Origin of the sequence: Klebsiella sp. JN_Kp127 (assembly GCF_040062505.1) — a bacterium.
Classification (GTDB): domain Bacteria; phylum Pseudomonadota; class Gammaproteobacteria; order Enterobacterales; family Enterobacteriaceae; genus Klebsiella; species Klebsiella quasipneumoniae.
Genome location: NZ_JBEAHS010000042.1, coordinates 52220 through 72991 on the forward strand (window position 1 = coordinate 52220; position 20772 = coordinate 72991).

The 20772-nt window shown below is 56.9% G+C and carries 19 protein-coding genes; 11 read left to right on the forward strand and 8 right to left on the reverse strand.

Translation table 11 applies throughout. The annotated features are described in order from the left end of the window. Positions 1-72 precede the first annotated feature (72 nt). The 3 genes from pgk to tkt form a co-directional block, all read right to left on the reverse strand. Positions 73-1236 carry a phosphoglycerate kinase gene (gene pgk / locus ABLV04_RS16175; protein ID WP_023290986.1) on the reverse strand — a complete coding sequence of 388 codons (1164 nt, stop codon included), beginning with the start codon at positions 1234-1236 and terminating at the stop codon, positions 73-75. 39 nt (positions 1237-1275) lie between these two features. Beyond that, positions 1276-2304 carry an erythrose-4-phosphate dehydrogenase gene (epd, locus tag ABLV04_RS16180; RefSeq protein ID WP_004205289.1) on the reverse strand — a complete coding sequence of 343 codons (1029 nt, stop codon included), beginning with the start codon at positions 2302-2304 and terminating at the stop codon, positions 1276-1278. 385 nt (positions 2305-2689) lie between these two features. Further along, positions 2690-4681: a transketolase gene (gene tkt, locus ABLV04_RS16185; RefSeq protein WP_044524697.1), complete on the reverse strand. Its 1992-nt coding sequence runs from the start codon at positions 4679-4681 to the stop codon at positions 2690-2692. 279 nt (positions 4682-4960) lie between these two features. Here tkt and ABLV04_RS16190 point away from each other — a divergent pair, with 279 nt between their 5' ends. Further along, positions 4961-5719, forward strand: a complete 759-nt coding sequence (locus ABLV04_RS16190) for a M48 family metallopeptidase (RefSeq protein WP_017899781.1) — start codon at positions 4961-4963, stop codon at positions 5717-5719. A gap of 377 nt (positions 5720-6096) precedes the next feature. Continuing rightward, on the forward strand, positions 6097-7365 hold the full coding sequence (locus ABLV04_RS16195) for an OprD family outer membrane porin (RefSeq protein WP_023290988.1): 1269 nt from the start codon (positions 6097-6099) through the stop codon (positions 7363-7365). A 132-nt stretch (positions 7366-7497) separates the two neighbouring features. Here ABLV04_RS16195 and speB read toward each other — a convergent pair whose 3' ends face one another. From speB to yqgB, 3 genes are all read right to left on the reverse strand, one after another. Then, positions 7498-8418 carry an agmatinase gene (gene speB, locus ABLV04_RS16200; protein WP_004205166.1) on the reverse strand — a complete coding sequence of 307 codons (921 nt, stop codon included), beginning with the start codon at positions 8416-8418 and terminating at the stop codon, positions 7498-7500. Between the two features lie 233 nt (positions 8419-8651). Next, on the reverse strand, positions 8652-10628 hold the full coding sequence (speA, locus tag ABLV04_RS16205; protein WP_004205167.1) for a biosynthetic arginine decarboxylase: 1977 nt from the start codon (positions 10626-10628) through the stop codon (positions 8652-8654). Positions 10629-10636: 8 nt separating this feature from the next. Continuing rightward, the gene (yqgB, locus tag ABLV04_RS16210) at positions 10637-10768 is read right to left on the reverse strand and encodes an acid stress response protein YqgB (protein ID WP_002916578.1); all 132 of its coding nucleotides are present in this window, start codon (positions 10766-10768) and stop codon (positions 10637-10639) included. Between the two features lie 382 nt (positions 10769-11150). Here yqgB and ABLV04_RS16215 point away from each other — a divergent pair, with 382 nt between their 5' ends. The 9 genes from ABLV04_RS16215 (at position 11151) to ruvX (ending at position 18728) form a co-directional block, all read left to right on the forward strand. Beyond that, positions 11151-11309 carry a hypothetical protein gene (locus ABLV04_RS16215; RefSeq protein ID WP_032428987.1) on the forward strand — a complete coding sequence of 53 codons (159 nt, stop codon included), beginning with the start codon at positions 11151-11153 and terminating at the stop codon, positions 11307-11309. Between the two features lie 159 nt (positions 11310-11468). Then, complete coding sequence (gene metK / locus ABLV04_RS16220; protein ID WP_004205170.1) at positions 11469-12623, forward strand: methionine adenosyltransferase; 1155 nt, start codon at positions 11469-11471, stop codon at positions 12621-12623. Between the two features lie 382 nt (positions 12624-13005). Further along, positions 13006-14400, forward strand: coding sequence for a sugar porter family MFS transporter (locus ABLV04_RS16225; protein WP_004205171.1), 1395 nt, complete (start codon positions 13006-13008; stop codon positions 14398-14400). Positions 14401-14477: 77 nt separating this feature from the next. Continuing rightward, positions 14478-14978, forward strand: coding sequence for a SprT family zinc-dependent metalloprotease (locus tag ABLV04_RS16230; protein ID WP_072413557.1), 501 nt, complete (start codon positions 14478-14480; stop codon positions 14976-14978). 94 nt (positions 14979-15072) lie between these two features. Next, entirely contained in the window at positions 15073-15780 is a 708-nt protein-coding gene (gene endA, locus ABLV04_RS16235) for a deoxyribonuclease I (RefSeq protein ID WP_032454045.1), read from the forward strand. 91 nt (positions 15781-15871) lie between these two features. Next, positions 15872-16603, forward strand: a complete 732-nt coding sequence (gene rsmE, locus ABLV04_RS16240) for a 16S rRNA (uracil(1498)-N(3))-methyltransferase (RefSeq protein ID WP_023290991.1) — start codon at positions 15872-15874, stop codon at positions 16601-16603. 20 nt (positions 16604-16623) lie between these two features. Beyond that, on the forward strand, positions 16624-17574 hold the full coding sequence (gshB, locus tag ABLV04_RS16245; protein ID WP_004205176.1) for a glutathione synthase: 951 nt from the start codon (positions 16624-16626) through the stop codon (positions 17572-17574). Between the two features lie 174 nt (positions 17575-17748). Then, a complete protein-coding gene (locus tag ABLV04_RS16250; protein ID WP_002916603.1) occupies positions 17749-18312 on the forward strand; it encodes a YqgE/AlgH family protein in 564 nt (187 codons plus the stop codon). Beyond that, positions 18312-18728, forward strand: a complete 417-nt coding sequence (ruvX, locus tag ABLV04_RS16255) for a Holliday junction resolvase RuvX (RefSeq protein ID WP_004205178.1) — start codon at positions 18312-18314, stop codon at positions 18726-18728. The genes ABLV04_RS16250 and ruvX overlap by 1 nt, the downstream gene beginning before the upstream one ends. Positions 18729-18779: 51 nt before the next feature. On the opposite strand, the gene ABLV04_RS16260 is transcribed toward ruvX, so the two are convergent. Both ABLV04_RS16260 and ABLV04_RS16265 read right to left on the reverse strand, forming a co-directional pair. Then, positions 18780-19433 (reverse strand): LuxR C-terminal-related transcriptional regulator, encoded by a 654-nt coding sequence (locus ABLV04_RS16260; RefSeq protein WP_032454048.1) that lies wholly within the window; start codon positions 19431-19433, stop codon positions 18780-18782. Positions 19434-19781: 348 nt separating this feature from the next. Then, positions 19782-20762: a type IV pilus twitching motility protein PilT gene (locus tag ABLV04_RS16265; RefSeq protein WP_147733517.1), complete on the reverse strand. Its 981-nt coding sequence runs from the start codon at positions 20760-20762 to the stop codon at positions 19782-19784. Positions 20763-20772: the final 10 nt, after the last annotated feature.

Here is a 20772-nt window from a genome sequence, read left to right on the forward strand (position 1 = left end):
TCGACCGTTGAAGAAGGTTCGCGAGCCCTTAAGCGCGCTGAAAAACAGGCGGGTTTCCCCGCCTGAACTGAATTACTGCTTAGCGCGCTCTTCGAGCATCGCTACTGCCGGCAGGACTTTGCCTTCGACGAATTCAAGGAACGCGCCGCCGCCAGTGGAGATGTAGGAAATTTTGTCAGCGATGCCGAACAGGTCGATCGCTGCCAGGGTGTCGCCGCCGCCGGCGATGGAGAAACCTTCGCTGTCCGCGATAGCGTTAGCCACGATTTCAGTCCCTTTACGGAAGTTCGGGAATTCGAATACGCCAACCGGGCCGTTCCACAGGATGGTTTTGGCGTTTTTCAGGATGTCAGCCAGTTTCTGTGCGGAAACGTCGCCGAGGTCCAGAATCTGCTCGTCATCTTTAATGTCGTTAACAGATTTCAGAGTCGCCGTTGCGGTTTCGGAGAACTCGGTCGCGACGCGAACGTCAGTCGGAACCGGGATATCGCAGGTGCTCAGCAGGCGCTTGGCTTCATCAACCAGATCCGCTTCGTACAGGGATTTACCGACGTTGTGGCCCTGAGCGGCAACGAAGGTGTTGGCGATACCGCCGCCGACGATCAGCTGGTCAGCGATTTTAGACAGGGAATCCAGCACGGTCAGTTTGGTGGATACTTTAGAACCACCGACGATAGCGACCATCGGACGAGCCGGCTCTTTCAGCGCTTTACCCAGCGCGTCCAGTTCAGCGGCCAGCAGCGGGCCTGCGCACGCCACGTCAGCAAATTTGCCGATACCGTGGGTGGAAGCCTGCGCGCGGTGCGCGGTACCGAAAGCGTCCATCACGAACACGTCGCACAGCGCGGCGTATTTTTTGGACAGCGCTTCGTCGTCTTTTTTCTCGCCTTTGTTGAAGCGAACGTTTTCCAGCACCACCAGCTCGCCGGCAGCGACTTCCACGCCGTCCAGGTAGTCTTTAACCAGACGTACCGGGCTGGACAGTTTGTCTTTCAGGTAATTAACAACCGGCAGCAGAGAGAATTCTTCGTTGTACTCGCCTTCGGTCGGACGACCCAGGTGAGAAGTAACCATGACTTTCGCGCCCTGCTTCAGCGCCAGTTCAATGGTCGGCAGAGAGGCACGGATACGTGCGTCGCTGGTTACTTTCCCGTCTTTAACTGGTACGTTCAGATCCGCACGGATAAAAACGCGTTTACCAGCCAGATCCAGATCGGTCATCTTAATTACAGACATGGTGAATCCTCTCGTTGATTCATAAAGTTTTGTCGACGTTTACGCGTCGAACCTGAAACCAATAGCCGCCATCGCTAACGTCGTGTCGAGCATTCGGTTAGCAAAGCCCCATTCGTTATCGCACCAGACCAGCGTTTTGATCAGATGCGCGCCACTGACCCGGGTTTGCGTGCCATCGACGATGGCGCTGTGCGGATCGTGGTTAAAATCTGTTGAGACCAACGGTAATTCCGTATAGTCAACTATACCATGAAATGCACCTTGTGCTGCTTTTTGCAGCAACTGGTTGACTTCACATGCTTTTACCGGTTTTTTGACCGTCACGCTCAGGTCAATTGCCGTCACGTTTATCGTCGGCACCCGCACGGCAATCGCTTCAAAACGGTCATTAAACTGCGGGAAAATACGGGTGATCCCTGCCGCCAGTTTGGTATCCACCGGAATGATCGACTGGCTGGCCGCGCGGGTACGCCGGAGATCCGGATGGTAGGCGTCAATCACCTGCTGGTCATGCATCGCCGAGTGAATGGTGGTGACGGTGCCGGACTCGATGCCATAGGCATCATCTAACAGTTTAATGATCGGAATAATGCAGTTGGTGGTGCAGGAGGCGTTGGAGACAATGCGATGCTCGGCGCGGAGTTCATCCTGATTGACGCCGTACACCACCGTCGCGTCGAGGTCGTTGCCGCCGGGATGGGAGAAGAGCACTTTCTTCGCCCCAGCCTGCAGGTGCGCCTCACCGTGTTCACGGCTCCCGTAAACGCCGGTGCAGTCGAGCACCACGTCTACCGCCAGCTCGCGCCAGGGCAGCGCCGCAATGGTCGGCTCGTGCAGCAGACGGATGGCATCATCGCCAACAAACAGCTGCTCGCGCTCCTGACGAACATCCCAGGCGAAACGGCCATGGCTGGTGTCATATTTCAACAAATGCGCGATGCCCGCAGCATCCGCCAGCTCATTGATAGCCACCACGGTGATTTCCGCACGGCGCCCGGATTCATATAGCGCACGAACCACGTTGCGTCCAATACGACCGAAGCCATTAATCGCGATGCGAATGGTCATAGATCTCCTGCAAGGCTGTCCCTGTTATGAGGTGGCTGACAGAGTAATCCAGCTACGCTCTGAGGGAAACCTTACCAGCTGCAAACTGCGACTGATTGATTAATTGTCGAACATTTAAACGACTGAAACGCTTCAGCTAGAATAAGCCAAACGAGGAATAAAAGGAATGTTTGTCCAGCGCAATAAACCAGCTATATGACTCACATCACATTTTCGCTGGAATAATTTACAACCGTATTACATGGTTCAGGAATAGCAGATACAAAAAAGCCGGGTGGCGAGGTAAAAGCAAAACGGTAACCCAGGGGTTACCGTTTTTGGCGTTTGCACCCTCTCCTGTGGGAGAGGGTTGGGGGGCGGGCATCAGCCCGCACCGTAACCGCAATTACAGCAGCGCTTTCGCTTTAGCGACCACGTTGTCGACGGTGAAGCCGAACTCTTCGAACAGCTGCTCAGCCGGCGCAGACTCACCGAAGGTGGTCATGCCAACGATCGCCCCGTTCAGGCCAACGTATTTGAACCAGTAATCAGCAATACCCGCTTCCACGGCAACGCGCGCGGTCACGGCTTTCGGCAGTACGGATTCACGGTAGGCCGCATCCTGCTTGTCGAACGCGTCGGTGGACGGCATGGAGACCACGCGCGCCTTCACGCCTTCGGCGGTCAGTTTGTCCCACGCGGCCACCGCCAGCTCCACTTCGGAACCGGTGGCGATGAAGATCAGCTCCGGCTGGCCGGCGCAATCTTTCAGCACGTAACCGCCGCGGGCCACGTTCGCCAGCTGCTCTTCGGTACGCTCCTGCTGCGCCAGGTTCTGACGGGAGAGGATCAGCGCGGTCGGGCCGTCCTGACGCTCGACGCCATATTTCCATGCAATCGCGGATTCAACCTGGTCACACGGACGCCAGGTGGACATGTTCGGCGTTACGCGCAGGGAAGCCACCTGCTCTACCGGCTGGTGAGTCGGGCCATCTTCGCCCAGACCGATGGAGTCGTGGGTGTAGACCATCACCTGACGCTGTTTCATCAGCGCGGCCATACGTACCGCGTTACGCGCGTATTCCACGAACATCAGGAAGGTGGAGGTGTACGGCAGGAAGCCGCCGTGCAGCGCGATACCGTTGGCGATAGCGGTCATACCGAACTCACGCACGCCGTAGTGAATGTAGTTACCCGCGGTGTCTTCGTTGATCGGCTTAGAACCAGACCACAGGGTCAGGTTGGACGGCGCCAGGTCAGCGGAACCGCCGAGGAATTCCGGCAGCAGCGGACCGAAAGCTTCGATGGCGTTCTGAGAGGCTTTACGGCTGGCGATTTTCGCCGGGTTGGCCTGCAGCTTCGCGATGAACTCGTTGGCTTTCGCGTCGAAGTCAGACGGCATCTCGCCTTTCATACGACGGGTGAATTCGGCTGCTTCCTGCGGGAAGGCTTTGGCGTAGGCAGCGAACTTCTCATTCCATGCCGCTTCTTTCGCCTGACCGGCTTCTTTGGCATCCCACTGCGCATAGATGTCAGACGGGATGTCAAACGGCGCGTGTTTCCAGCCCAGCGCTTCGCGGGTCAGGGCGATTTCGGCGTCGCCCAGCGGCGCGCCGTGGGAGTCATGGGTACCGGCTTTGTTCGGCGAACCGAAGCCGATGATGGTTTTACACATCAGCAGGGACGGTTTGTCGGTGACCGCGCGCGCTTCTTCTACTGCGCGTTTGATGGCGTCAGCGTCGTGACCGTCAACGCCGCGCACCACGTGCCAGCCGTAGGCTTCAAAGCGTTTGGCGGTATCGTCGGTGAACCAGCCTTCAACGTGGCCGTCGATGGAGATGCCGTTGTCATCATAGAAGGCCACCAGTTTGCCCAGCTTCAGGGTACCGGCCAGGGAGCACACTTCGTGAGAAATGCCTTCCATCATGCAGCCGTCGCCCATGAAGGCGTAGGTGTAGTGGTCGACGATGTCGTGGCCCGGACGGTTGAACTGCGCCGCCAGAGTTTTCTCGGCGATAGCCATCCCGACCGCGTTAGCGATACCCTGGCCCAGCGGACCGGTGGTGGTTTCCACGCCCGCGGTGTAGCCGACTTCCGGGTGGCCCGGCGTTTTGGAGTGCAGCTGGCGGAAGTTTTTCAGCTCTTCAATCGGCAGATCGTAGCCAGTGAGGTGCAGCAGGCTGTAAATCAGCATCGAACCATGGCCATTGGACAGTACAAAACGGTCACGGTCAGCCCAGGCCGGATTGTTCGGGTTATGGTTCAGGAAATCACGCCACAGCACTTCGGCAATGTCAGCCATACCCATCGGGGCACCCGGGTGGCCGGATTTGGCTTTCTGTACAGCGTCCATGCTCAGCGCACGAATAGCGTTAGCAAGCTCTTTACGTGAGGACATTTTGACTCCAGTTCGGACTGTTGAAGGCCATGCCCTTAACGACTTGACGAGAGCGCGTTTTGGGCTACGCCGGAAAAAAGTGTGAACAATGTAACCCAAGCGACAAGTCATGTACATGGAGCATCCTTTTGCCCTTTAAGAAATCTCTGGAACAGGTTGTGCTACGCCGGAATCCGCTCGCCCGCATCCTGCGATACTCTTTATAATTTACGCAGAATACGGTTCCCTGCCGTCGCCGTATTGTCGGATAAACAACCATAAGATTGTGGAAGATAAAAAATGAAAATTCGCTCAACCGTACTTGCTCTTGGGATCGCAGCAACGCTCACCGGATGTCAGAACATGGACTCCAACGGTCTGCTCAGCTCAGGGGCCGAAGCCTTCCAGGCATACTCCCTCAGCGACGCGCAGGTGAAAACCTTAAGCGACCAGGCCTGTAAAGAGATGGACGCCAAAGCGAAAATCGCCCCGGCCAGCAGTGAATACAGCCAGCGGCTGAACAAAATCGCGGCCGCGCTGGGCGATAACATCAATGGTCAGCCCGTGAACTACAAGGTCTATGAGACCAAGGATGTCAACGCCTTCGCCATGGCTAACGGCTGCATCCGCGTCTACAGCGGGCTGATGGATCTGATGAACGATAATGAAGTCGAGGCGGTGATCGGCCATGAAATGGGCCACGTCGCGCTGGGCCATGTGAAGAAAGGCATGCAGGTCGCCCTGGGCACCAACGCCGTGCGCGCGGCGGCGGCCTCCGCCGGCGGCATCGTCGGCAGCTTGTCCCAGTCGCAGCTCGGCGATCTGGGTGAAAAACTGGTGAACTCGCAGTTCTCCCAGCGCCAGGAATCGGAAGCGGACGACTACTCTTACGACCTGCTGCGTAAGCGCGGCATCAATCCGTCGGGACTGGCCACCAGCTTCGAGAAACTGGCCAAGCTGGAAGCCGGCCGTCAGAGCTCGATGTTTGACGATCACCCGGCCTCAGAAGCGCGCGCCCAGCATATTCGCGATCGCATGAAGGCCGACGGGATTAAATAATCGCCAGCGGGAGGCATGACTGCCTCCCTTTTATATCTGCCAGTAAAAATATTTAGCCGCATCAATTGATAACTTAAGCGCACAAACCGTTAATTATTATTTCACCTCGTCGCAGCCAATTATTTTATATGCTGTCACTCAGCAAAATATTATTTGGCAAATGAAAAACGGCGTACACAATCCGCCTTTCAGAGCCGGGTTAGACCAAATATTAAATAGTCCACCCCTCTTCGCCAAACCTGGCCAGCATGCGCCACACCGCTTGTTTCCTGCCGATACCATTGCTCACACAATGATTGCTTTTGACATTATTTCAGGAGAATATCGCGATTGCAGTGATTCCCTTGAATATATCGACAGACAGAGAAGTGCCCTCAGTGAAAAAAGAATTATCATTCATCGCACTTGGCATTATTGCCGCCGCGCCGGCTTTCGCCAGCCAACAATCTACCAGCCAGGGCTTTATTGAAGACAGCCATCTGGATCTCTTTTTACGTAACGCGTATATCAAACGCGATTATCGCGATGGGCTGCCGGATAAAGCCGAATGGGGCCAGGGAATTATCGCCACCTTCGAATCCGGCTTTACCGAGGGACCGGTCGGCTTCGGCGTGGACGGCATCGCCCAGTACGCCGTGCGCCTCGACGGCGGCCGCGGCCGCAGCGGCGCGGGCGGGATCGACTTTTTCGCCCAGGATGACGACGGCCGGGCAAAATCCGACCTCGCGAAATTCGGCGCCACCGGCAAAATGCGCTTTTCGAATACCGTGCTCAGCTACGGCAGTCAGCGCCCGATGTTGCCCATCGTCTACGCCGATGATTCACGTCTGCTGTACGAGAGCTATACCGGCACCATGCTGACCTCACGCGAAATCGACGGTCTGGAAATTAATGCCGGCTACCTGACCGATCAGCAGCGTAAAAGCGACGACAGCCATAACAGCGGTCTGAAAAGCCTGTCCTTCGGCGGCGCCAGCTACCGGTTCAACGACCAGCTCAGCGGCGCGCTGTACGCGTCGCATGTCGAAGATGTGCTGAACAAACAGTATCTCGGCCTGAACTATCAGCAGCCGTTCGCCGCCAACCAACAGCTGGTTCTCGACTTCAACGGCTATCACTCACGCCTGGATCAGCAATATGCCGATGCCAATGACACCGGACGCAGCAACAGTATCTGGAGCCTGGCCGCCAGCTACATCTGGGATATCCATACCTTTAAGGTCGCTTACCAGCAAAGCAGCGGCAGCACCGGCTACCACTACGGCGGCTACCAGAACCAGGGCGGCGTCGGCGATGGCGGGAACACCATCTGGCTGGCCAACTCCTACTGGTCTGATTTTAACGGGGAAGATGAACGCTCCTGGCAGGCATCGTATGGACTGGATTTTGCCGGGCTGGGGCTACCGGGGCTGACCTGGACCACCGCCTACGTGCGCGGGGATAACATTAAAACGTCAGAGACCAGCAACGGCAAAGAACATGAATGGTTTAACCAGGTTCAATACCAGGTGCAAAACGGGGCGGCGAAAGATTTGAAATTCAGGCTTCGCTATTCGGTACTGCGGGTTTCCAGCAACGCCAGCGACTATAACGTCAGCGGTAATGAAGTGCGGTTCTACGTCGAATATCCATTTAACGTGTTTTAAGCACGTGATGAACCCTCTCCTGCGGGTCGGCCCTCTCCCGGCCCGCAGGAGCAACCGTCCGGCGCCTTGATTAACCCCCTGTGCCGTGCGGTACCCTCTCCCCGGAAGGGAGAGGGTTGGGGTGACCTCGGGTTATTCGCCCTTCTTCGCCGCCTGGATGTACAGCATCTCCAGCGCGAGGGTCGCCGCCGCCAGGGCGGTGATTTCGGACTGATCGTAGGCCGGGGCGACCTCCACCACGTCCATCCCGACGATGTTCAGATCCTTCAGACCGCGCACCAGCTTGATCGCGCGGTCAGAGGTGAGCCCACCGATAACCGGGGTACCGGTTCCTGGCGCAAACGCCGGATCCAGGCAGTCGATATCAAAGGTCAGGTACACCGGCATATCGCCAACGATCTGCTTCACCTGGGCAATCACGTCATCGACGCTGCGGTCGTTAACCTGGCCCGCATCAAGCACGGTGAAACCGTTATCTTTATCGAATTCGGTGCGAATACCGATCTGTACGGAGTGGTTCGGATCGATGAGCCCTTCGTTCGGCGCGGTGTAGAACATGGTGCCGTGGTCGAACTCGCAGCCGTTGGCGTAAGTGTCGGTGTGGGCATCGAAGTGCACCAGCGCCATTTTACCGAAGTGCTTGGCGTGGGCGCGCAGCAGCGGCAGCGTAACGAAGTGGTCGCCGCCAAAGGAGAGCATGCGCTTGCCGGCCGCCAGCAGCTTCTCGGCGTGGGCCTGCAGCTTCTCGCTCATTTCGCGCGCGTCGCCGAAGGCGTACACCAGATCCCCGCAGTCAACCACGTTCAGGCGTTCGCGCATGTCGAAGTTCCACGGAAAACGGTTGTGCTCCCAGGCGAGATTGGTGGAAACCTGACGGATCGCCGCCGGGCCATGACGGCCGCCCGCGCGCCCGGAGGTCGCCATATCGAACGGGACGCCGGTGATCACCCAGTCAGCATCGCTGTCGTAGGGCATGAAATTCATCGGCAGACGCAGGAAGCCAAAGGCATTGGATACCAGGGAGTTATCGTATTGATGACCTAAAGTGCTCATGGATATGACCTCTTTTCACAGTCGTGGAACGTAAAAAATAAGTATAAAAAAACCCCTCCGCGTCGTTAGGCCCGACGAGGAAGGGTTTGATAGATAAATCGCTTATTGGCGTGAATTATCGCCGGTAATGCATACGGGTTCAAGTGAGTATCGCCTTCTGCCGGATGACGGCTTCGCCTTAGGCGGCCGACATACGCAGGCCCGGTAAGCGCAGCGCCACCGGGCATCAGCGGTTACTCGTCTTCCAGATAAGTGTACCCGTACAGACCCGCCTCGAACTCTTCGAGGAACTGCTGCTGCAGCGCGTCGTCCAGGCCGGTGTTTTTCACCTGATCGCGGAACTGGGTCAGCAGCGTGTTGGGATCCAGCTGCACGTACTGCAGCATATCCGCCACGGTATCGCCCTCGTCAGACAGCTCAACCTCAACGCTGCCGTCAGGGAAGACGAACACGTCTACCGCCTCGGTATCGCCGAACAGGTTGTGCATGTTGCCAAGGATTTCCTGATAGGCGCCGACCATAAAGAAGCCCAGCATCGGCGGGTTCTCCGGGTCATATTCCGGCATCGGCATGGTGGTGGCGATCCCGTCGCCGTCCACGTAGTGATCGATGGCGCCATCCGAGTCGCAGGTGATGTCCAGCAGCACCGCGCGGCGCTCAGGCGACTTGTTCAGCCCTTCCAGCGGCATCACCGGGAACAGCTGATCGATCCCCCACGCATCCGGCATCGACTGGAACAGCGAGAAGTTGACGTAGATTTTATCCGCCATGCGCTCCTGCAGCTCATCAATAATCGGGCGATGGGCGCGGTTGCTCGGGTCGAGTTGCTTCTGCACTTCATGACACATGTTCAGATACAGCTGTTCTGCCCAGGCGCGCTCCTGCAGGTTGAAAGTGCCGGAGGAGTAGCCGATATGGATATCGTGCAGGTCCATCTGGCTGTCGTGCAGCCATTCGCGCAGCGAGCGGCGATTGCCGGTTTCGTGCATCTCCAGCCAGGTTTCCCACATGCTCTGCAGCGGGCGCGCGGCGTCTTCCGCCGGCGGGGTCGCCTCGGTGTATTCGTTGCGCTCCACGCCGATGATGTTGGAAACCAGCACGGTGTGGTGCGCGGTCACCGCGCGGCCGGACTCGGTGATCACCGTCGGGTGCGGCAGGCCGTTCTCTTCACAGGCATCGCCGATGGCCCAGATGATATTGTTAGCGTATTCGTTCAGGCCGTAGTTCACCGAGCAGTCAGACTGCGAGCGGGTGCCTTCGTAATCCACGCCCAGGCCGCCGCCGACGTCGAAGCACTGGATATTGACGCCCAGCTTATGCAACTCGACGTAGAAACGCGCCGATTCACGCACGCCGGTGGCGATATCGCGAATGTTAGCCATTTGCGAGCCGAGGTGGAAGTGCAGCAGCTGCAGGCTGTCGAGGTGTCCTGCGGCACGCAGGATCTCCACCAACTGCAGAACCTGGGTCGCCGCGAGGCCGAACTTGGACTTCTCGCCGCCGGAAGACTGCCATTTACCGGACCCCTGCGAGGCCAGACGCGCGCGCACGCCAAGGCGCGGCACCACGTTCAGGCGCTCGGCCTCTTCCAGCACGATGGCGATCTCTGACATCTTCTCGATGACCAGATAGACCTTGTGGCCCATCTTCTCGCCCACCAGCGCCAGGCGGATGTATTCGCGGTCTTTATAGCCGTTACAGACGATGACGCTGCGGGTCATCCCGGCGTGCGCCAGCACGGCCATCAGTTCCGCTTTCGAACCGGCTTCCAGACCCAGCGGCTCGCCGGAATGGATCAGCGATTCGATGACGCGACGATGCTGGTTCACCTTGATCGGGTAGACCAGGAAGTAATCGCCGTTATAGCCGTAGGATTCGCGCGCGCGCTTGAATGCGGCGTTGATTGAGCGCAGGCGGTGCTGCAGGATCTGCGGGAAGCAGAACAGCGCCGGCAAGCGTTGCCCTTGCGCTTCGCGCGCTTTGACTAATTCAGCGAGGTCAACGCGCGCTTCTGGGACGTCCGGATCCGGGCAAACGCTGATGTGGCCCAGTTCGTTGACGTCATAATAGTTATTGCCCCACCAGGCAATATTATAAGTACGCAGCATCTTGCTGGCTTCCTGGGAGCTCATCGCTACCTCCTGCATGGAACGTAGTACACCGTGTTCGCCTGCTGACGAAGGCGAAACCATAGACATGTCGTCAGACATAGCGAACCTCAATTTTTAATAATAAGTGTAAGACAGTTAACTACTATCGCAGTCCAAAGATGCGATAACAACCCATGAACAGTCCTAAAGCCCAGCACTATCTGCTGGTTTTGCGACTGCGCGACCGGTTTCTTATTCATATCATCGTAAAACACGTAGCCGAACAGAGTATGACAGTCCGGAGAAACCACGAGAAAACTCTTGCCAGGCAAGAGCGCCCTTGTTCAGTTTTCTGACGACCGACCGGCCCTGGAATCCTGAGAAGCGCCGAGATGGGGTGAACATCGGCTGGTTTGCATGAGAGAGATGCAGGTTGCGGAGTGCTGACGCGCGACAGAACGACGCGACGAATCAAGCGAAAAACGTTGGTTCATTATCTGGTATCACCTCCACACCGCCCTGGGTCAGGGTCGGCGACAAGCCAAAGCTATACATACCGGGCAACAGGCGCTATGCCGTTGCGAGATTCTGTAAATACAGACTGCTTAACCCGGCTGGAAGTGGCACCACGGGGAGATCCCCGTGCGCTTTTTTAATGAGCCGCGCGCGGCGTTTTATACCGAGAAGCGGGGTAAAAAGCAAAATAAAAATGTGCAGGTTTGCGCGGTTGTCAGGAAAATTTGCCAGGCGAGTTTTCCGATAAATGCGACCGCCATCAAAAAAGGCTGGAAATGGGCTTAAGATTTGACCTAAAATAGCCGTCCAGAAGTTAATCCGTCTATACTGATTAACACTCAGACTGCTCGTGTCGCTACCTGCGCGGCTTTGCGCTGATTATCCACCAAAGCCACATTACACAACAGTATGAGCTATCCGAATCGTCCACAGGTGAAATAAAATATGGCAAAACACCTTTTTACGTCTGAGTCCGTATCAGAAGGGCATCCTGACAAAATTGCTGACCAAATCTCCGATGCCGTGCTGGATGCGATCCTCGAGCAGGATCCGAAAGCGCGTGTCGCATGTGAAACCTATGTCAAAACTGGCATGGTGCTGGTAGGCGGCGAAATCACCACCAGCGCATGGGTTGACATTGAAGAGATCACCCGCAACACCGTCCGCGAAATTGGCTACGTGCATTCCGATATGGGCTTTGACGCCAACTCGTGTGCCGTACTGAGCGCCATTGGTAAACAGTCTCCGGACATCAACCAGGGCGTTGACCGTGCCGATCCGCTGGAACAGGGCGCAGGCGACCAGGGGCTGATGTTTGGCTACGCCACCAACGAAACCGACGTGCTGATGCCGGCGCCGGTGACCTACGCTCACCGTCTGGTGCAGCGCCAGGCTGAAGTACGTAAAAACGGCACCCTGCCGTGGCTGCGTCCGGATGCGAAAAGCCAGGTGACCTTCCAGTATGACGACGGCAAAATCGTCGGCATCGACGCGGTGGTGCTGTCCACGCAGCACGCGGAAGATATCGACCAGAAATCGCTGCAGGAAGCGGTGATGGAAGAGATCATCAAACCGATTCTGCCAACCGAATGGCTGAGCGCGTCCACTAAATTCTTCATCAACCCAACCGGCCGTTTCGTTATCGGCGGCCCGATGGGCGACTGCGGTCTGACCGGTCGTAAGATCATCGTCGATACCTACGGCGGCATGGCTCGTCACGGCGGCGGCGCCTTCTCCGGTAAGGATCCATCTAAAGTTGACCGTTCCGCAGCCTATGCGGCGCGCTATGTGGCGAAAAACATCGTTGCCGCAGGCCTGGCTGACCGTTGCGAAATTCAGGTTTCCTACGCCATCGGCGTTGCAGAGCCGACTTCCATCATGGTGGAAACCTTTGGTACAGAAAAAGTGCCTTCTGAACAGCTGACCCTGCTGGTGCGCGAGTTCTTCGACCTGCGTCCGTACGGCCTGATTCAGATGCTGGATCTGCTGCACCCGATCTACAAAGAAACCGCTGCCTACGGTCACTTTGGTCGCGAACATTTCCCATGGGAAAAAACCGACAAAGCGGCCTTGCTGCGCGAAGCGGCTGGTCTGAAATAATCTCCCCCGCTTCCACTCTTCAAGGCCAGCCTCGCGCTGGCCTTTTTATGTCCGTTACCCACCCTCCCATGCCCTGCTTCAGCGAACCGCGGCGATGCAATGAAAGCGATTACATCATGACAATGGTCGATTGCTGCCTGCAAGCGCCTTCTCATGCGTGCATTTTTCACAATGTTACATATTGTTTCGGTTAACTCTGATTACCGTTTTTAAAATTGTCGTCTATCCTTATTTATATTGCTGATTTAAAAAGCATTTAATGAATTACGTTTCTTTACCTTTGTGGAAACGATTACACAGCCGTGACTATAATCACGTTTTTTTACCGACGAGTGTCCTACGCTAACCATCGACAGAATCAATAACTCAACTGGAGGGCGTTATGCCTGACAACAAAAAACAAGGGCGTTCAAACAAGACCATGACGTTCTTCGTCTGTTTCCTCGCCGCGCTGGCTGGCCTGCTGTTCGGCCTTGATATCGGTGTTATTGCGGGTGCCTTACCCTTTATTGCCAATGAGTTCCAGATTTCCGCTCACACTCAGGAGTGGGTGGTCAGCTCCATGATGTTCGGCGCCGCCGTCGGTGCGGTCGGCAGCGGCTGGCTCTCCTTCAAACTGGGCCGTAAAAAGAGCCTGATGATCGGCGCCATCCTCTTCGTCGCCGGCTCTCTGTTCTCCGCCGCCGCGCCAAACGTCGAGATCCTGCTGGTTTCCCGCGTGCTGCTGGGCCTGGCGGTGGGCGTCGCCTCCTACACCGCGCCGCTGTATCTGTCGGAAATCGCTCCGGAGAAAATTCGCGGCAGTATGATTTCCATGTACCAGCTGATGATCACCATCGGTATTCTTGGCGCCTACCTCTCCGACACCGCTTTCAGCTACAGCGGCGCATGGCGCTGGATGCTCGGCGTAATCATTATTCCGGCGGTATTGCTGCTGATCGGCGTTATCTTCCTGCCGGACAGCCCGCGCTGGTTCGCCGCTAAACGTCGCTTTGTCGATGCCGAGCGCGTGCTGCTGCGCCTGCGCGATACCAGCGCCGAAGCGAAACGCGAACTCGACGAGATCCGCGAAAGCCTGAAGGTAAAACAGTCCGGCTGGTCGCTGTTTAAAGACAACAGCAACTTCCGCCGCGCGGTGTTCCTCGGCATTCTGCTGCAGGTGATGCAGCAGTTCACCGGGATGAACGTTATCATGTACTACGCGCCGAAGATCTTTGAGCTGGCGGGCTATGCCAACACCACCGAGCAGATGTGGGGGACGGTGATCGTCGGCCTGACTAACGTGCTGGCTACCTTTATCGCCATCGGTCTGGTCGACCGCTGGGGCCGTAAACCGACGCTGATCCTTGGCTTTATCGTCATGGCCGCGGGGATGGGCGTGCTGGGCAGCATGATGCACATCGGCATTCACTCCTCAACCGCCCAGTACATCGCCGTCCTGATGCTGCTGATGTTTATCGTCGGTTTCGCCATGAGCGCCGGCCCGCTGATTTGGGTACTGTGTTCCGAAATCCAGCCGCTGAAAGGCCGCGACTTCGGTATCACCTGCTCCACAGCGACCAACTGGATTGCCAACATGATTGTCGGGGCTACCTTCCTGACCATGCTCAATTCGCTGGGCAGCGCCAACACCTTCTGGGTGTACGGCGGTCTGAACGTGCTGTTTATCCTGCTGACGCTGTGGCTGATCCCGGAAACCAAAAACGTCTCGCTGGAACATATCGAACGCAACCTGATGCAGGGTCGTCCGCTGCGCGAGATCGGCGCCCGCGATTAACCCGCCTGAGCTTCCTCCCCTCACGGGAGGAAGCTTCCTCTTGCTCTCCCCCCTCCGCCGCACTATCCTCTGGCGCTATGAAAACACCCCGTATTCCCATCGCTATTCAGCAGGCCGTGATGCGCAGCCTGCGGGAGCATCTCGCCAAAGCGAACCTCAAGCTGGAACGCCGCTACGCGGAGCCGACGCTGGTCTACCAGCAGCGCGGTACCTCCGCCGGCACCGCCTGGCTGGAGAAAAACGAAATTCGTTTAAACCCGGTGCTGCTGCTGGAGAATCAGCAGGAGTTTATCGATGAAGTGGTGCCCCATGAGCTGGCGCACCTGCTGGTGTGGCAACACTTTGGCCGGGTAGCCCCGCACGGCAAAGAGTGGAAATGGATGATGGAGAGCGTCCTGGGCGTTCCCGCGCGTCGCACCCACCGTTTTGAACTTGATTCGGTCCGCCAGAATACCTTCCCCTACCGCTGCCGCTGCCAGCAGCATCAGCTCACCGTTCGTCGCCATAACCGGGTGGTGCGCGGCAAAGCCACTTACCGCTGCGTGCACTGCGGCGATCTGCTGGTGGCTGAAAAATAAGCATTGGAATTAATTAGAAACTTTCTGATCTGACTGATTGCATCCGGCACCCTCATTCGCTACGTTGCGGGCTCGTTTTGACACGGAGTGAACGATGTCCCGTATGCATGTTTTAGCCGTTGCAGTATTGTGCACGGCAGTGAGTGGCCCGCTTGCGGCCGCCGAAATTACCAGCTTTTCCCAGGCCAAGGCCGCTGGCGTCAAAGTAAACGCCGACGTTCCCGGCGACTTTTACTGCGGCTGTAAAATTGACTGGCAGGGTAAAAAAGGCGTTATCGATCTGGAATCTTGCGGCTATAAAGTGCGTAAAAATGAGAACCGCGCCAGCCGGGTTGAGTGGGAACACGTGGTGCCGGCGTGGCAGTTCGGCCATCAGCGCCAGTGCTGGCAGGAGGGCGGACGTAAAAACTGCGCCAAAGATCCGGAGTACCGCAAGATGGAAAGCGACATGCACAATCTGCAGCCGGCGGTGGGAGAAGTGAATGGCGATCGCGGCAACTTTATGTACAGCCAGTGGAACGGCGGTGAAGGCCAGTACGGCCAGTGCACCATGAAGGTCGATTTTAAAGATAAAATCGCCGAGCCCCCTGCCCGCGCACGCGGCGCCATCGCCCGCACCTACTTCTATATGCGCGACCGCTACCAGCTGAATCTTTCCCGCCAGCAAACTCAGCTGTTTACCGCCTGGAATAAACAGTACCCGGTCACCGCCTGGGAGTGTGAACGCGATGAACGCATCGCGAAAGTACAGGGCAACCATAATCCGTATGTCCTGCAGGCTTGCCAGGCGCAAAAGAGCTAACCTACACTAGCGGCAATTGTTAATTTGCAGCCCTGTGCTTCCCGCCCAATGGCGGGAAGCTGGCATCTGCGCAAAGAACGGAATATCAAGCATGCGCATTCCTCGCATCCATCATCCAGAACGCCTCATTGTCGGCAGCCTGATCGCGTTGAGCGATGACGCGGCCAACCACGTCGGCCGCGTCCTGCGCATGACCGCTGGTCAGCACCTTCAGCTCTTCGACGGCAGTAACCAGGTGTTTGACGCCGTCATCACCGAGGCCGGTAAGAAAAACGTCGCGGTTGAAGTCCTCAGTGGCGAACCCGACGATCGGGAATCGCCGCTGCATATCCATTTAGGCCAGGTGATGTCCCGCGGCGAAAAAATGGAATTCACCATCCAGAAATCGATTGAACTCGGGGTAAGCCTCATAACGCCACTGTTTTCCGAGCGCTGCGGCGTTAAACTGGACGCTGAACGTTTGCAGAAAAAGATCCAGCAGTGGCAGAAAATCGCTATTGCCGCCTGCGAACAGAGCGGTCGTAACGTGGTACCGGAAATTCGTCCGGCGATGCAGCTGGAGGAGTGGTGCGCCGAGCAGGACAGCGGGCTGAAGCTCAACCTGCACCCGCGCGCCAGCGCCAGCATTAACACGCTGCCGCTGCCGGTTGAACGCGTCCGTCTGCTGATTGGCCCGGAAGGCGGGCTCTCGGCTGAAGAGATAGCGATGACCGCGAAATACCAGTTTACTGATATCCTGTTGGGACCGCGCGTTCTGCGTACAGAGACTACTGCGCTCACCGCCATCACCGCCCTGCAGGTGCGTTTTGGCGACTTAGGTTGAGGCGTTAACGGAGAAGAACCATGATCAAGCTCGGCATCGTGATGGATCCCATCGCAACCATCAACATCAAGAAAGACACCAGCTTCGCTATGTTGCTGGAGGCGCAGCGTCGCGGCTATGAACTCCATTATATGGAGATGAACGACCTCTATTTGATCAACGGCGAAGCCCGCGCCCGGACGCGCACGCTGAGCGTCGAACAGAACTACGACAAATGGTATGACTTCACCGGCGAACAGGACCTGCCGCTGGCGGATCTTGACGTCATTCTGATGCGTAAGGATCCGCCGTTTGATACCGAATTTATTTATGCGACCTATATTCTGGAGCGAGCGGAAGAGAAAGGCACGCTTATCGTCAACAAGCCGCAGAGCCTGCGCGACTGTAACGAGAAGCTGTTCACCGCCTGGTTCTCCGAGCTGACCCCGGAAACGCTGGTCACCCGCAATAAAGCCCAGCTGAAAGCCTTCTGGGAAAAGCACGGCGATATCATCATGAAGCCGCTCGACGGCATGGGCGGCGCCTCTATTTTTCGCGTCAAAGCCGGCGATCCGAACCTTGGGGTGATCGCCGAGACGCTGACCGAGCTGGGCAGCCGCTACTGCATGGCGCAGAACTATCTGCCAGCCATTAAAGATGGCGACAAGCGCGTGCTGGTGGTGGATGGCGAGCCGGTGCCTTACTGCCTGGCGCGCATTCCGCAGGGCGGCGAGACCCGCGGCAATCTGGCCGCCGGCGGACGCGGCGAAGCTCGCCCGCTAACCGAAAGCGACTGGGACATCGCCCGCCGCGTCGGCCCGACGCTGAAGGCCAAAGGTCTTATCTTCGTCGGCCTGGATATCATCGGCGACCGTCTGACGGAGATTAACGTCACCAGCCCCACCTGCGTACGTGAGATCGAAGCCGCCTTCCCGGATATTTCGATCACCGGCATGCTGATGGACGCTATTGAAAGACGTCTCGCCCGATAAGCACTACGGCGGACGAACGTCCGCTCAGGGCACAGCGAGCGCGGATCGCCGCGCTGGTGAAACCCTTCCAGCCAGGCGCCGCTCAGGCGCCTGCCAGATAAAGTGCATCGACACCATTCTACTTTGCCCGCATACTGGGTGTTGCTTTTTGAACCAGGAACAGAACCTCTGACAATGAATTTACAGCATCACTTTCTGATTGCCATGCCTGCGCTTCAGGACCCCATTTTCCGCCGCTCCGTGGTCTATATCTGCGAGTATAACGACGAGGGTGCCATGGGCATTATTATCAATAAGCCGCTGGAAAATCTGCAGGTGGAAGGGATCCTTGAGAAGCTCAAAATTGTCCCGGAGCCGCGTAATCCGGAGATCCGCCTGGATAAACCGGTGATGCTGGGCGGCCCGCTGGCGGAAGACCGCGGCTTTATTTTACATACCCCGCCCTCTGACTTTTCCTCAAGCATCCGTATCTCGGATAACACGGTGATCACCACCTCGCGGGATGTCCTCGAAACCTTAGGCACCGACCGGCAGCCGGGCAACGTGCTGGTTGCGCTGGGCTACTCCTCGTGGGAGAAAGGGCAGCTGGAGCAGGAGATTTTAGATAATGCCTGGCTCACCGCCCCGGCGGACCAGAATATTCTTTTCCGTACGCCCATCGCCGATCGCTGGCGCGAGGCGGCTAAACTGATTGGCATCGACATCGTGACGATGCCAGGCGTCGCGGGGCATGCATGATGAGCGGAACCTTTCTCGGCTTTGATTTCGGGACGAAAAGCATCGGTGTGGCGGTGGGGCAACGCATCACCGCCACCGCCCGGCCACTGCCGGCGCTGAAGGCGCAGGACGGTAAACCGGACTGGAATATCATCGAAAAACTGCTTAAGGAGTGGCAGCCTGAGGCGGTGATCGTCGGCCTGCCGCTGAATATGGACGGCACCGAGCAACCGCTGACGGCGCGCGCACGTAATTTCGCCAATAAAATTCATGGCCGCTTTGGCGTCGCGATCCTTCTCCACGATGAACGTCTGAGTACGGTTGAGGCCCGGGCGGGCCTGTTCGAACACGGCGGCTATCGGGCGCTAAATAAAGGCAGCGTCGATTCGGCCTCTGCGGTGGTCATTCTGGAAAGCTACTTCGAGCAGAGCTTTTAAGCTCTGTCTTCTGCGCCGCCGGCGAACCGCTAACGGCGCACATCCTCCCGCCTAGTGGCGCAGATGTTCGTTAGCCCAGCTCACCGCCTGGGTGCGATTCTTAACGCTCAGCTTACGGAACACGTTATACAGGTGCGTCCGCACCGTGTTCTCGCTGATAAACAGCGCGCGGGCAATATCCAGGTTGGTCGCGCCGCAGCGCAGTTCGTTGAGGATCTCGCATTCTCGTTCGGTCAGCGGCGAGTTTTCAACCGGCGCCGATGTATGGTCCGCAGCGTACATCGCCGGGTGCATCACGCTCAATTCAGCCGTCTGTTCGCCGTTCAGCACGGCCTTGACGCCCTCAATTAAGCGCGATTCATCATCGTCATGGCGGAACACGCCATATAAAGCCGGCCACTGCGCCATTTCGTATAACTCATACTTTTGCGCGCTGTTGATAATCAGCAAGCGGGGATTATCTGACTGAAGCCGAATAATATCTCGCCACACCCCGTTTAATTTCTTATTTGAAACGGCGATATCAAATAATATTACAGAGTCTTTCGCCAGTCGCTGCGCCAGCGGTTTATTAATATTTTGTAAAACTACCGGTGCCATCAGGGTTTCGCTGAGATAGCTGGCAAAGGCTTTACTCTGAATTGACGGGTGGGTAATAAATGTAACCTGACGAGAAGATGATGAATTTCCATTTAAATTAATCACTTAAAACTCTCCTTAGCTGCTATCCACCATCATGGTGGTTAAATGAATAAAAAAATATACAATCAGTCATGAATTTATAAATAGCCTTAGCAATTTACAAATTGAAACGTTATTCCATGAGAATCATCCTATTCCCGTAAACAGCATAAATCGAATACCGCAAAGCTGTCAAAAGGTAATCAAACTTTTTTCCTGGAAATGCGTATTCACTGTCGAAATATCTCAGCTGAATGTCTTATTTGAATTTATTCAGAAAGATTATTTGTATTATCAAATAATATCCAGAAACAGTATTTAAACATTCAGTTAACACATCATTTTAACCACCCAACCCGCTTCACGCCCCCCTTACAGCTGGCCTGTGGCCACACGTTGCTGAAAACTCTGGGTAAATGTCAGCATTCCGGCCTGCATCCCGGTCTGCATTACACCGGGCAGCTGGTGCACTTTTCCTTCGCGGATCAAATTCGCCACCGCCGGCGTATTGACCAGAAGCTCGTATAGCGCAACTCTGCCGCCCTGACGTGCGGGTAATAATTTTTGCGCCAGCACCGCGCACAGGCTTCCGGCCAGCTGACTCCGAACCTGATCTTTCTCCTCTGCCGGAAAGACATCGATCAATCTCTCCACCGCCGGCGCCGCGCCGCGGGTGTGTAATGTCGCCATCACCAGATGCCCGGTTTCCGCAGCCGTCAACGCCAGGCGGATGGTTTCGCTGTCGCGTAACTCCCCAAGCAGGATCACATCCGGATCCTGGCGCAGCGCCACCCGAAGCGCCGCGGAGAACGAAGGACAGTGACGGCCAATCTCCCGCTGCTGGATCAGGCAGCGCTCGCTGTGATGAATAAACTCCACCGGATCCTCCAGCGTCAGAATATGGCCATCAAGATGCTGGTTGAGATGCCCGACCATCGCCGCCAGGGTAGTCGACTTGCCGCTGCCCGTCGCCCCGGTGACCAGCAGCAAGCCACTCTCTTCCGCCAGCAGCTCGCTTAGCGCAGGCGGCGCGCCCAGCGTCTCCAGACGCGGGCACTGGACGGGCAGCAGACGCAGCACCAGCGATATTCCGCGCGTATGGGCGAAAGCGCTGGCGCGTAGCCGCGAACCGCAGGCCAGAGTCAGCGCAAAGTCAATCTGGCCGTGCTCCTGCCAGTGCTGGAACTGTGCGGCATCGAGCCAGTCGTTGAGTAAATCCGCGATATCCGGCGCGCGAAAGGGAGCGGCCTCCAGCTTGCCCTGCCGCCGCCAGCGCGGTGCGGCGGAATTGCACAGGTGTAGATCGGAGACATTATGCTTTACACTAAGGGCTACGATTTCTTCCAGCTTCATAACTCATCCT